10 protein-coding genes are annotated in these 13585 nt (G+C 68.4%); 8 read left to right on the top strand and 2 right to left on the bottom strand.

Features of this window, described 5'->3' with window-relative positions; genetic code table 11:
• Positions 1–81: 81 nt before the first annotated feature.
• The gene (mfd, locus tag ACYVK3_RS01700) at positions 82–3690 is read left to right on the top strand and encodes a transcription-repair coupling factor (RefSeq protein ID WP_460495504.1); all 3609 of its coding nucleotides are present in this window, start codon (positions 82–84) and stop codon (positions 3688–3690) included.
• 91 nt (positions 3691–3781) lie between these two features.
• Here mfd and ACYVK3_RS01695 read toward each other — a convergent pair whose 3' ends face one another.
• Positions 3782–5737, bottom strand: coding sequence for an HNH endonuclease signature motif containing protein (locus ACYVK3_RS01695; RefSeq protein ID WP_460495503.1), 1956 nt, complete (start codon positions 5735–5737; stop codon positions 3782–3784).
• Positions 5738–6125: 388 nt separating this feature from the next.
• On the bottom strand, positions 6126–7616 hold the full coding sequence (locus ACYVK3_RS01690) for an MFS transporter (RefSeq protein ID WP_460495607.1): 1491 nt from the start codon (positions 7614–7616) through the stop codon (positions 6126–6128).
• Positions 7617–7784: 168 nt separating this feature from the next.
• Here ACYVK3_RS01690 and ACYVK3_RS01685 point away from each other — a divergent pair, with 168 nt between their 5' ends.
• The 7 genes from ACYVK3_RS01685 (at position 7785) to thpD (ending at position 13578) form a co-directional block, all read left to right on the top strand.
• Positions 7785–8450: a TetR/AcrR family transcriptional regulator gene (locus tag ACYVK3_RS01685; protein WP_460495502.1), complete on the top strand. Its 666-nt coding sequence runs from the start codon at positions 7785–7787 to the stop codon at positions 8448–8450.
• Between the two features lie 226 nt (positions 8451–8676).
• A complete protein-coding gene (locus ACYVK3_RS01680; protein WP_460495501.1) occupies positions 8677–9255 on the top strand; it encodes a hypothetical protein in 579 nt (192 codons plus the stop codon).
• Complete coding sequence (locus tag ACYVK3_RS01675) at positions 9252–10181, top strand: MazG nucleotide pyrophosphohydrolase domain-containing protein (protein ID WP_460495500.1); 930 nt, start codon at positions 9252–9254, stop codon at positions 10179–10181. The genes ACYVK3_RS01680 and ACYVK3_RS01675 overlap by 4 nt, the downstream gene beginning before the upstream one ends.
• 81 nt (positions 10182–10262) lie before the next feature.
• Positions 10263–10850 (top strand): GNAT family protein, encoded by a 588-nt coding sequence (gene ectA, locus ACYVK3_RS01670; RefSeq protein ID WP_460495499.1) that lies wholly within the window; start codon positions 10263–10265, stop codon positions 10848–10850.
• 142 nt (positions 10851–10992) lie between these two features.
• Positions 10993–12255: an aspartate aminotransferase family protein gene (gene ectB, locus ACYVK3_RS01665; RefSeq protein ID WP_460495498.1), complete on the top strand. Its 1263-nt coding sequence runs from the start codon at positions 10993–10995 to the stop codon at positions 12253–12255.
• Positions 12252–12668: an ectoine synthase gene (locus tag ACYVK3_RS01660; protein WP_460495497.1), complete on the top strand. Its 417-nt coding sequence runs from the start codon at positions 12252–12254 to the stop codon at positions 12666–12668. The genes ectB and ACYVK3_RS01660 overlap by 4 nt, the downstream gene beginning before the upstream one ends.
• Positions 12669–12690: 22 nt before the next feature.
• Complete coding sequence (gene thpD / locus ACYVK3_RS01655; RefSeq protein ID WP_460495496.1) at positions 12691–13578, top strand: 2OG-Fe(II) oxygenase family protein; 888 nt, start codon at positions 12691–12693, stop codon at positions 13576–13578.
• Positions 13579–13585 lie beyond the last annotated feature (7 nt).

Below are 13585 nucleotides of genomic sequence, written 5' to 3'. Positions count from 1 at the left end.
GTATGGCGCGCAAGCTTCACCGAGGGTGCCCGGTTCCGGCCAGTCAGCATGCCCAGATGCACCGGGTGGGGGAGTCACCGCATGTCACAAGTCCAGGTAGAGGCAAAACTCGCAGGCCTGCTCGACGCGGCGGCGCGTTCGCCGAAGCTCGCCCGCATCGCCGAGCTCGCCGCCGACTCCCAGACGCCGGTGGACGTCGTCGCCGTGCCCGGTGCGCGGCCGCTCGCCATCGCCCAGGCCGCCCGCAAAGCGCCCGGGCCGCTGTTGGCGATCACGGCCACCTCCCGCGAGGCCGAAGAACTCGCCGAGTCCCTCGCCTCCTTCGTCCCCGAGGACGACATCGCGCTCTACCCGGCCTGGGAGACCCTCCCGCACGAGCGGCTCTCCCCGCGCTCGGACACCGTCGGCACCCGGCTCGAACTGCTGCACCGCGTCCACGCCGGAGACGTGCCGCGCGTCATCGTCACCCCCGTTCGCGGAGCGCTCCAGCCCCAGCTCAAGGGCCTCGGCTCGCTCGAACCGATCCACCTGCGGCGCGGCGACGAGACCGACCTGACCGAGCTGTCCGAGCGGCTCATCGGCCTCGCCTACGAGCGCGTCGACCTGGTCGAGAAGCGCGGCGAGTTCGCCGTGCGCGGCGGCATCCTCGACGTCTTCCCGCCCACCGCCCAGCACCCGCTGCGCCTGGAGTTCTTCGGCGACGAGGTCGACGCGATCCGGGAGTTCTCCGTCGCCGACCAGCGCTCGCTGGACCCCGCCGAGGAGCTGCGCGCCACCGCCTGCCGCGAGCTCCTCCTCACCGACGACGTCCGCCGGCGCGCCGCCGAACTGGCCGCGTCCCAGCCGGGCCTGGCCGAGATGTGCACGAAGCTGAGCCAGGGCATCCCCGTCGAGGGCATGGAGTCGCTCATGCCCGCCCTCGTCGGCTCCGAGAACCTCGAGCTGTTCTCCGAGACGCTCCCGGCCGACACGCTCGTCATCGCCATCGAGCCCGAGCGCATCCGCTCCCGCGCCACCGACCTGGTGGCCACGTCGAACGAATTCCTCGAGGCCTCCTGGGCCGCCGCGGCGGCCGGGGCCGAGGCACCCGTCGACCTCGGTTCCGGGATCTTCCGCGACCTGGCCGACGCCAGGACCGTCGCGCTCGCGGCGGGCCAGCGCTGGTGGACGATCTCTCCGTTCGCCGCCGCGCCCGAGGAGGACCCGCTCGCGGCCGAGCTCGCCGCGATCACCGGCGAGGGCCCCTCGGGCGGCGACATCGCCGACGAATCGGTCACGGTGGACCTGGGCATCGCCGAAACGCCGCGCTACCACGGGGACTCGGCGAAGCTGACCGCCGACATGAAGACCTGGACGCAGTCCGGGCGGGCCGTCGCCGTCGTGTACCCGGCCCTGGGCGGGGCCGGGCGGGCCGCCGAACAGCTCAAGGCCGCCGGCATCGGCGCCCATCTTGACGAGGCCCCCGCATCGTTCACGCCCGGCGAGGTGACCGCCTGCGTCGGCACCCTCGCGATCGGCTTCATCGACGAGAACGCCGGCCTCGTCGTCGTGACGGCCGCCGACATCGCCGGCGGCAAGGCCCTCGCCGCGCAGCGTCCCCGCAAAGGCAAGGCGTCCAAGCGCAGGGGCATGATCAACCCGCTCGAGCTGACGCCGGGCGACTTCGTCGTGCACGACTCGCACGGCGTCGGCCGGTACATCGAGATGGTGCGCCGCAACATCGGCGGGGCCGAGCGCGAATACCTGGTGATCGAGTACGCGGCCTCCAAGCGGGGCCAGCCCGGCGACCGCCTGTTCGTGCCCACCGATTCGCTCGACCAGCTGACGCGCTACGTCGGCGGCGAGCAGCCGTCCGTCCACAAGCTCGGCGGCACGGACTGGCAGAAGACGAAGCGGCGGGCGCGCAAGGCGGTGCGCGAGATCGCCGCGGAGCTCATCCAGCTGTACGCCGCCCGGCAGTCGGCCGAGGGGCACTCGTTCTCGCCCGACACGCCGTGGCAGCGCGAACTGGAGGACGCCTTCCCCTTCATCGAGACGCCCGACCAGATGTCGGCGATCATCGACACCAAGTCCGACATGGAGGCGCGCATCCCGATGGACCGCCTCGTGATGGGCGACGTCGGCTACGGCAAGACCGAGGTCGCGGTCCGCGCCGCGTTCAAGGCGGTGCAGGACGGCAAGCAGGTGGCGGTCCTGGTCCCGACGACACTGCTGGCGAGCCAGCACTACGGCACGTTCGTGGAGCGCATGGGCCAGTTCCCGGTCCGCATCAAGCAGCTCTCGCGCTTCCAGTCGGCCCGTGAGGCGGCCGAGATCCAGCAGGGCATCGCCAACGGGGACGTCGACATCCTCGTGGGCACGCACCGCCTGCTGCAGGCCGAGACGCGCTTCAAGGACCTGGGTCTGATCATCGTGGACGAGGAGCAGCGCTTCGGCGTGGAGCATAAGGAGAAGCTCAAGGCGCTGCGCACCGCCGTCGACGTGCTGACGATGTCGGCCACCCCGATCCCGAGGACCCTCGAGATGGCGGTGACCGGCATTCGCGAGATGTCCACGATCGCCACGCCCCCGGAGGAACGCCATCCCGTGCTCACCTATGTGGGGGCCTGGGAGGCGAAGCAGGTGACCGCGGCGATCCGCCGCGAACTGCTGCGGGACGGGCAGGTCTTCTACCTCCACAACCGCGTCGAATCGATCGACCGGGCCGCGACGAAGCTCCGCGAGCTGATCCCCGAGGCCCGGGTCGCCGTGGCCCACGGCAAGATGGGCGAGGGTCAGCTCGAGAAGATCATGCAGTCGTTCTGGGACGGTGAGTTCGACGTCCTCGTCTCCACGACGATCATCGAGTCGGGCATCGACATCCCGAACGCCAACACGCTGATCGTCGAGCGTGCCGACCTGCTCGGGCTCTCGCAGCTCCACCAGATCCGGGGCCGGGTCGGCCGCAGCCGCGACCGCGCGTACGCCTATTTTCTGTACCCGCCCGAGCAGCCGCTCTCCGAGACGGCGCATGAGCGCCTGGCGACGATCGCCCAGCACGCCGAGCTCGGCGCGGGCATGTACGTCGCGATGAAGGACCTGGAGATCCGCGGCGCCGGCAACCTCCTCGGCGCCGAGCAGTCCGGGCATATCGCCGACGTCGGCTTCGACTTGTACCTGCGCATGGTCGGCGAGGCGGTCACGGCCTTCAAGGGCGGTGGCGAGGAGCCACCGGCGCCGGTCAAGGTCGAGCTGCCGCTCGACGCCAACGTTCCGGTCGACTACATCGAGGTCGAGCGCCTGCGCCTGGAGATGTACCGCAAGATCTCCGAGGTCCACACCGAAGCCGAGCTCGACGAGGTCCGCGACGAGATGGAAGACCGCTACGGTCCGGCGCCCGAACAGGTCCAGACTCTGTTCCACCTGGCGCGCTTCCGGCTCCTGGCCCGGCGCCACGGCCTGAGCGACGTCGCCTTGCAGGGCAAGAACCTCCGCTTCGCCGCGGTGGAGCTGCCCGACTCGAAGCAGATGCGGCTGCGTCGCCACTACCCGGAGGCCCACTACAAGCCTCAGGCCGGTCTGATCAGCGCCCCGCGCCCGACGACATCGAGAATCGGCGGCAAACCCATCGAGGGCCTGGCGCTCCTCCAGTGGTGCGCCGATCTCATCACCGACGTCATCCCGGCCGTCGAAGAGGCCAAGGCGGTCTGACGAGCAGGGACTCAGGAACTCAGCGACGCCGTAACTCAGCGACGCCGTGACGCCGTGACTCAGCGACTCCTAGGGTCCCGACTAGCCATGATCAGCGCGGTGGCGGCCCTCCACTGCCTCCTTGGGTCTTCCTTGGGTCTTCGCCTGGTGAGACCGGTAATGGAAGCGGGGGCGTTGGCGGGGTCGGTCGGGTGTGATGGTCGTTCTGCGCTATGGCGGCGACAAAAGCGGTGGCAGGTGGACGGTGGAGGCGGTCTGCCGTCGCGGAGGTGGTCGGTGGGCTCGTGCCGGGTCGGATTGGGTCTGGCCAGACGCCGGATTCGAGGTGATCTGTGGTCCGGTTCGAGGCCGGGGCACGGGAATGGGCTCGAAGCCGTTGCCGGTTTCGAGCTGGCGACCTATGTGGTGCCTTCCCCGCCACGGCATCCCGTGGCGGGCGGGTTAAGAAGGGCGGTGGTCCGTAGCCCGGTGCCGGTGCGGCCCCGACCGGTTCGCGAGATCGCTTCGTCTCATGAAGCGGTGTGAAAGTCTGGTATCCCGGCCCCGTTGCCGGTGCTGAAGCCGGTTCGGGCTTGGGTGCCGGTGTCGTGAAGCGGGCTCGCACTTTGGCGCGGGCGGCTTTCGCGGCGGCCAACGCGTCCTCCAAGTCGGCCTGCTCGGCAGCCGCTTCGAGGTCGGGTTTCAGGGTCTCGGACCATTCCTCGGGGTACAGGCCGGTGGGGAAGGCGTTCGCGATGTCGTCAACGAAGTCGGCATCCAGGTCGGCGTCAGTCCGCCAGTCCGAGCACCCGCATGTGAGGTCGGGGTCGGTGTCCTCGTGCCCCTCGTGGTGGACGATCATCGCTTTGCCCGGTCCGGTTTTGGTGATGGTCCAGCCGGGGGTGTGGATGCGGCCGTGGTGGAAGCGGCACAGCAGGATCAGGTTCTCGGCGACGGTGGGTCCGCCGTTGGCCCAATGCACGATGTGGTGGGCTTCGGTCCACTGCACCGGGGCGAGACAGCCGCTCCAAGCGCACCCGCCCGGCTGCTCCAACTCCAGCTTCCGCCGCAGCGCCGAGTTCGGCAGGCGCAGGGCACGCCCGAGTTCGATCGCTTCGCCGGTGCGGTAGTTGAACACGTTGGGGATGACCAGGCCCTCGCAGGCGAGCAGGCGGGCCTTCCCGAGGCTGATCGGGTCGCCTTCGAGGGTCGGCACGCGTCCGGTGTCTTGCCCGGCCAACGTGTCGATGTCGACTGACAGGTGCAGGGTGGCGGTGTGGCCGTGCCGCTTGGCCGCGTTCGGGTCGGCCCCGTGGGCCGCGAGCACCTGGTGGAACGCCTCGGCCCGGCGGTTCGCCGCAGGCGGCAGGCACCCGTCGGCGTCGACCTCGTCTTGCCGGGGCGGGGGCACGGCGGTGGTCAGGAGTTTGGCGAACAGCTTCCCGGTGTCGGCCGACAGGAGCCCGGAGAGGACGAACATGCCGTTCTCGGTCTCCACCAAGTCGAGCCGTTGCAACGACTGCTGCCCGAGCCCGTCCAGCAGCTCCTCACCGTTGTCGAGGGCGGCTTGGAGCTCGTCGAGCTGGGCGTGCACATCCTTGACCGTCGCGTGGATGCAGTACTGCGCGATCAAGTGCTCCGGGGTGAGGCAGAGCGTCTCGGCAACGAACGGGGACGGCACCGGCTCCTTGTAGGGGGTGCGGGCGTACACCCGCAGAGCCTTGGTGGCGTCCAGGCGGCGCACGGCTGCCGCGACCCGGTCGATGCGCGCGGCAGCGGAGGTGGCGGTCTGGGCGAGGATGGTGAACTTGCCTGCGGTGCGGGCGATCGCGGCCAGATCAGCAGCGGTGCGGAGGTGGAAGTCGAAGGTCGACACCAGCCACTCCCGCAGCGCCGAGAAGCCGTCGCAGTCGCGGTGGATGTTCCACGCCTTCGCCTGGATGACATCAGCGAGCACTTTGGCGTGGGCCTGGTTGATCATGGCCGCAGCTTCGTCAAGGTTGGTGTGGATCGCCGCTGCGCGTTCGGTCCGCTCGGTCTTGCTGGGCTTCATGCTCGCTGTGGCCATGTCACACCTCCTTGAGGTCTCGTACGAACCTGCTGTTTCCGCTGGTTCGACCTCCATTCTCCCAGGCCACAAGGCTTCTGTCATCACCCATTAGGGTGGGAAAACCCTCACGTTTCCGCCGCCCGGAACCACGAGAAGCCCTGCCCCGCAAACCAAAGCGGACAACACATGGCTCGCCCGCGAAGCGACCCGCGCGCCACATCCCACCGGCACGCCCGCCACCCAACCTCCACAAAGAACACACCTCTTCGTCGCCGCCCGCTTGAACCCGCACTCAAACGGACCCGCACCTGGCGTCCGACCCCCACAGGCTCCTACCTCGTCGTCGCTGCGCCTGAAGTCGCGCCCGCGCGTACCGGCACTCTGCGTCCGTCACCGCCTTGCGGTGTCACTGGCGCCGGCCCGCGGCTCTCGCCGCAGTCCGTCCTCGATGGAGCAATAGCGGGCAGATGACGGCGGTCGCGATGAGGATGACGCCTCCGATCATTGTGGCGGCGCTCAGACCGTCGACGAAGGCAGCGCGAGCCAGCTCGGTCAGGTGCCCGGCGGCCTCGCCGGGGAGTTGCTCGGCGACACTCATCGCGGCCCCGAGGCTGGAGCCGGCTGTGTCCGCAACTTCGTTCGGGGCACCCGCGGGCACTCCGTCGAGGACCCGAGCCCGGTACAGCGCGGTCCCGATCGACCCGAGTACGGCGATGCCCAGCGCGGCCCCGAGCTCCTGAGCGGTCTCGGACAGCGCGGATGCCGCGCCGGATCGCGCCGGAGAAACGGAACCGACGACCACGTCGGCGGCGAGTGTCATCATCGGGGCGATTCCTGCCCCGATGAAAGCGGATGAGACGACGGCGATGACGAGGCCGTCTTCTACCGGGACCCGACTGAACGCGAGCATCCCGGCTGCGGCGACCATCGCTCCCGTGCCGAACAGCACCGGGTATCCGATGCGTCGCACGACCACTGAGGCGAGCACGGCCATGCTGCCGACGGCGAGCATGACCGGCAGGATCGCGACGCCGGCGCCGAGCGGCGAGAGCCCTTCGACGAGTTGGAGGTACTGCGCGCTGTAGAGCATGACGCCCACCAGCGAGAACATGGCGAGCCCCGCTCCCAGGACGGCGCCGGTGAACCGCGCGTCGGCGAACAGGCCGACATCGACCAACGGCGCCTGGAGTCGACGCTGCCGGACGAGGAACACCGCCCCGGCGAGGACTCCAACGGCCAGCGCGATCACCGCGGCCGGGGAGAGCGCCAGCTCCTCGGCCGCCGTCTTGACCGCCCACACGATCGGCAGGATCGCGGCGAAGGACAGCAGCACGCTCAACAGGTCCATCCTGGCCCGCGTGGGGTTCCGGTACTCGGGGACGAGTGCGGGCGCCGCGCTCAGGAGGACCAAGATGGCCGGGACGTTGATGAGGAACACCGATCCCCACCAGAAGGTTTCGAGCAGCAGGCCGCCGACGATCGGGCCGAGTGCGATCCCCGCGGACAGGCTTGCGGTCCAGATGCCGATCGCGCGGGTGCGTTCGCCGGGGTCGATGAACATGTTGCGGATCAGTGAGAGCGTCGAGGGCATCAGCGTGGCCCCGCCGACGCCCATGAGCGCCCGCGCGACGATCAGCATCTCCGGGTTCGGTGCGAACGCCGCCATCGCCGAGGCGGTGGCGAACACCACGGCGCCGATGAGCAGGAGGCGGCGCCGGCCGATGCGGTCGCCGATGTTGCCCATGGTGATCAGCAGGCCGGCCAGCAGGAATCCGTAGGCGTCGAGTGTCCACAGCATCTGGCTGGGGCTCGGGGTCAGCTCGTGCGTGATCGTCGGGATCGCGATGTGCAGGATCGTGATGTCCATAGAGGTCAGGATCACCGGCAGGGTCAGCACGGCGAGTCCGAGCCACCTCGATCGCGGCTCAGTCGGATGAGAAGTCGGTACAGGCACGGACGCTCCTTGGGTACGGTGTACGCAACCACCGTAGCGTACGATGTACCCATCGCGCTAGACTGGCCCGGGAGGTGCGAATTGAGTCCACGAATCGGGCCATCGGGTCCCTTGTCCCGCGCGCGGATCGTCGCCTCGGCGATCGAGCTCGCCGACGCGGAGGGCCTGGAAGCGGTGACGATGCGGCGCGTGGCCGAACGGCTCAAGACCGGGGCGATGTCGCTGTACCGGCACGTGTCCGACAAGGACGAGCTCGTCGGCGCCATGGTCGAACAGGTCACCGCCGACTACACCTACCCCGACCGCTCCGGTCTCGGCTGGCGTGAGTGCATGCACGCGCTCGCGCGGCAGGACTGGTCGGCGTTCCTGGCCCATCCGTGGATGCTCACCGCGACCGCCACGGTCACGCCGCCCTTCGGGACCGCGTCGCTCGCCGCCATGGAATGGGCGCTCACCGCGCTGGACGAGCTCGAACTGGCGCCGGCCGAGGCGGCCCGGGTGATCATGACGGTCAACAACTACGTCCAGGGCAGCGCGCGAATCGCCCTCGGGGACCGGCGGCCCGGCAGCGCCGATGACCCCGGGCGCAGCTGGCAGCAGCGGCTTCGCGCGGTCGATTTGAGCGCCTTTCCCCGATTGAGCGAACTCATCGCCGAGCCGTTGCCCGCCGGCGAACGGGACTGGTTCGCCGACGGGCTGGACGTCATCCTCGACGGCGTTGCGGCGCGCCGTGCCCAGATTTCGCCGGGAGAGTCCCTGCCGCCTGATCCGGTCTAGGGGTAGGGCCGTCGTGCAGCAGAGCGTCGACGAACCCGCGGAAGCGACGGCCTTCCACGTGCCGTTGGCGGGCTGTTTCCCGCTCGCTTCCTGGGCCGAAATGACGGTACTGTTCACCTTCGTGGCCGTCGCCTTGGCCGCCCTCCGGGTCGGGCGGGCGGATCGAGGAGCATTCAGGCTTGCGACTAACCTCACAGAGGCATTGCATGAGCGGAAAGGGATGACCGTGCGCACATTGAAACTGGCCGGACTCGCGGCTGTCGGGGTCGCGGCGCTGACGGCGTGCAGCAACGTACAGGGCGCGGCCGTGTTCGTCGATGACGAGCGCGTGCCCGAGGACACGGTCGACGCCTACGTCGATGAACTGGCGACGCTCCGGACCGAGGCCTCCGGCATGGACCTGGTCGGCTACGACTACAGCCTCGACCGCGAGCTGGTGGTCGAGGTCGTGGTCATCACCGAACTGGGCCGCACCCTGGACCTGGAGAACCCCGAGGGCGGCGACGACTCCATCGAAGCGAAGTACGCCGAGCGCAACGCCTACATCAACGCGCTGATGCAGGACGTCGAGCCCCGCGAACTCACCCAGGACGAGATCGACGCCATCACGGTCGCCGCCCAGCAGGACCAGCAGATAGCCGACACCATCCAGCAGCAGCCCGAGGTGTTCAACTACTACGCCGCCCTCTCCGACGAGCTCGCCGGCTACGTCGAGGAATACGACGTCGCCGCCAGCCCTCGCTACGGCGAGGTGGCCATCACCCTGATCCCCGGCGTCTTCGAAGTGGAAGTCCCGCAGCGTTGAGTACCGTCACCTGGCTCCTGACCTCCCCGCGCATTCCCGCCGGCCTGCTCACCGTCGAGGCCTGGGACGCCCTGCACGACGCCGAGGCCGTCGCCGCGTTCGGCGACTCGCCCACCGTCGAGGCCGTCCGCGACGCCGGGATCGAGGTCGACCTCGTCGACGACGCCGCGTCCTTCCTCGAGGAAGGCGGCGTCTGGCTCGTCGGTGAGGACGGCGACGAGGAGCTGCGCGAAGCGCTGGCCGAGTACGTCGCCGGCGGCGAAGTGGAGCTCGAGGTCGTCTACGGCTCCTGGGATCCGCCCGGCGCTCGCCTCTTGGACCTGGTGGCCGCGGTGGACCAGCTCCACGCCGAGGAGGGCGGCTGCCCCTGGCACCGCGCGCAGAGCCATGAGAGCCTCGCGCCCTTCCTCATGGAGGAGTCCTACGAGGTGCTCGACGCGATCGCCGCCGGAGACGCCCTGGAGCTGGAAGAGGAGCTCGGCGACCTGCTGTTCCAGCCGATCCTGCACGCTCGCCTCGCCGCGGGGCGTGAGGAGTTCGACATCGACGACGTCGCCGGCGCCATCGTCGACAAGATCATCCGCCGCCACCCGCACGTGTGGGGCGACGCCGACCCCGACGACCTCTACGAGCACTGGCACAGCGCCAAGGCCGCCGAGAAGCCCGACCGGGACCATCCGGCAGACGGCGTCTCGCGCCGTCTGCCGTCCCTGGCGTTCGCCGCGAAGGTCATCGACCGCTTCGATGACGCGGGCGTGCCGCTGGACCTCCCGGACCTGCCCGACGGTTTGAAGATGGAGGCCGAGGAGGTCGGCGACTTCCTGCTCGCCGCCGTGGCCGCCGCCAAGGCCGCCGGCGTCGACCCCGAGCTCGCGCTGCGGCGGGCCCTCGTCGAGAAGGCGGGCCTCGAATCGGACGAATCATGACCAAATAGCAACATCGGACAAGAACAATTCACCGAGTCGTAACGCGTGATACTTAACAATATTGTTCTGTTGGGCTTAACAATGGGCCCGATCTTTGCTACGGTCGTTCCCATGCCACCCGGTGACGCAAGTGAATCCGCCCATGACGGGTTGAACACCCAGGTCCAAGGCAATCAGGTCCAGGGGTCAGTTGAACTCACCCTGGACACGCCCAGTGCCGACGACGGACCGCGAATGTGGGACCTCGCGGCGAACGCGGGGACTCTCGATCTCAACAGCAGGTATGCCTATCTGCTGTGGTGCCGCGACTTCGCCGACACCACCGTCGTCGCCCGCGACGCCGATCGCCTGGCGGGCTTCATCACCGGTTACCGCCGTCCGCAGTCTCCCGACACGTTCTTCACGTGGCAGGTCGCGGTCGCGGACGACTACCGTCGCCGTGGTTTGGCGCGGCGCATGCTCGACCACGTGGTCGATGTTCTGCGCCCGCAGGGAGTTCGCTTCGTGGAAGCGACAGTGACTCCGGATAATAAAGCGTCCATGCGCCTGTTCGAGTCGTTCGCGAAGGCGAACGACGCGGACCTGGTCGTGGACGTGCTGTTCTCTGAACGGGAACTCGGCTCCGGTCATGAACCGGAGATGCTTCACCGCATCGGTCCACTGGACTGAGCAGGAGCCCCCGTCCTATCCGGGCACCGACGCTGCCGGCCCGGGTATGCGCCTGGCGGTCGCTCATGGCGAAGCTTGCGAGCCATGACCGGCACACACGCCGGGAAGCAGAGACAGCTCAACAGGCCGACCAAAAGAGACAATGCAGGTTTTCGAAAAGGTCGAATCAGAAGTCCGTTCATACTGCCGCAACTGGCCCACGGTGTTCACCACCGCACGGGGCAGCCGGCTCAACGATGAAGACGGGAAGTCGTACATCGACTTCTTCGCAGGGGCCGGTTCGCTCAATTACGGCCACAACCATCCGGTGCTCAAAGAGGCGCTCCTGTCCTACCTGGCGGACGATAACGTCATCCACACGCTGGACACGTACTCCGCAGCCAAGCGGACGTTCCTCCAGACCTTCGACGAGGTCGTCCTCAAGCCCAGGGGACTCGACTACAAGGTGCAGTTCCCCGGCCCGGCCGGGAACAACGCCGTCGAGGCCGCGCTCAAGCTCGCCCGCAAGTACACCGGCCGCGAGACCATCATCTCGTTCACCAACGGCTTCCACGGCATGACGCTGGGGGCCCTGGCGGTCACGGGCAACTCGATGAAGCGCGGCGGCGCGGGCGTGCCGCTGAACAACGCCGCCACCATGCCGTACGACAACTACATGGACGGGCAGACGCCCGACTTCCTGTGGTTGCGCAGCCTTCTCGAGGACTCGGGGTCCGGTCTCGACCAGCCCGCCGCGGTCATCGTCGAGACCGTCCAGGGCGAGGGCGGCATCAACGTCGCCACCGCCGACTGGCTGCGCGGGCTCCAGGAGGTGTGCCATGAGCACGACATGCTGTTCATCGTCGACGACATCCAGATGGGCTGCGGGCGCACCGGGCCGTTCTTCTCCTTCGAGCACGCCGGGATCAAGCCCGACATCGTGACGCTCTCGAAGTCGCTGTCGGGTCTGGGCCTGCCGTTCGCGATCACGCTCATGCGAGCCGAACTCGACGTGTGGGAGCCCGGCGAGCACAACGGGACCTTCCGCGGGTTCGCGCCGGCGTTCGTCACCGCCACGGCCGCGCTCGAGGAGTTCTGGCGCGACGACAAGTTCACCAAGGCCGTCGACGTCAAGGCCGAGTGGCTCGACGCCGAGCTCCAGAAGATCACGGAGTCGTTCCCGGAACTGGAGCTCACCACGCGCGGCCGCGGGCTCGCCAGAGGTCTGGTGTACGCCAGCCCGGAGCTCGCCTCCCGCACCTGCAAGGAGGCCTTCGACAACGGCCTGCTCATGGAGACCTCGGGCGCCGAGGACGAGGTCGTGAAGTTCCTGCCGCCGCTGAACACGTCGTACGAAGACTTCGAAGAGGGCGTGGCGATCCTGCGCGACGCCGTCGCCTCCGTCGCAAAGGAGCAGAGCGCATGATCGTCCGTCGACTTGCCGACCTCATCGGCACCGTGTACGACGTCGAGGGCAACGACCGCGACAAGGTCCAGGGCACCTGGCGGTCCCGCCGCCTGCTCCTGGCCCGTGACAAGGCCGGCTTCTCGATGCACGACACGGTGCTGTTCGCCGGCACCTCGACGAGCATGCACTACGCCAACCACATCGAGGCCGTCTACGTGATCGAGGGCAGCGGGAAGCTGCACGACCACGAGAGCGGCGAAGTCCATGAGCTTTCGCCGGGGACGATGTATCTCCTGAACGGCCACGAGCGGCACACGCTCGTCGCCGAGACCGATGTGCGCACCGTCTGCGTCTTCAACCCCCCGGTGACAGGGAAGGAGGTCCACGACGAAAACGGTGTCTATCCCCTGTTGACCGACGACGACGAGTGAATTCTTGAAGGAGTGAACGATCATGTCACCCCGCGACAGCTATCCGACGCGGGTCGCCAAGGAGCCGCAGCTGATCTACCGCAACGAAGACCCGGCCGTCTGGGGAACACCCGGCGACGGACCTTTGAACGCGGACCAGCTCGACGCTCACGAGGCGAACGGCTTCACCGACATCGCCGAACTGCTCAAGCCCGATGAGCTCAAAGAGGCGCAGGAGGAACTGCACCGGCTGCTGCAGGACTCCAGCCTCGACGGCGACGAGCGAGTCATCCGCGAAAAGGACTCCAAAGAGGTCCGTTCGGTGTTCGAGGTCCACAAGATCTCGCAGTTCTTCGCGGAACTCCTCCGTGACGAGCGCATCGCCGGCACCGCACGCCAGATCCTCGGATCCGACGTGTACGTGCACCAGAGCCGGGTCAACTACAAGCCCGGCTTCGGCGGCAACCCGTTCTACTGGCACTCGGACTTCGAGACGTGGCACGCCGAGGACGGCATGCCGAGGATGCGCGCGGTCAGCCTCTCACTGGCGCTGACCGAGAACTTCCATTTCAACGGCTCGCTGATGATCATGCCCGGTTCGCACAAGACCTTCGTGTCGTGTGTGGGCGAGACGCCCGACGACTACTACAAGTCGTCGCTCAAGGAGCAGGAGATCGGCACGCCCGACCAGACATCGCTGCGACTGCTGGCCGACAAGCACGGCATCAAGCAGTTCACCGGCGACGCCGGCTCGGCGATCTGGTTCGACTGCAACTGCATGCACGGCTCGAACGGCAACATCACGCCGTTCCCGCGCTCGAACCTGTTCATCGTGTTCAACAGCGTCGACAACACGCTGGAGGAGCCGTTCGCGGCGTCCTCGCCGAGGCCCGAGTTCCTCGGCTCGCGCGACTGGACGGTGCTGCGCTAGCGGGCAG

Source organism: Glycomyces tarimensis (assembly GCF_054776215.1).
This window is presented reverse-complemented; position numbering and strand designations above follow the sequence as displayed.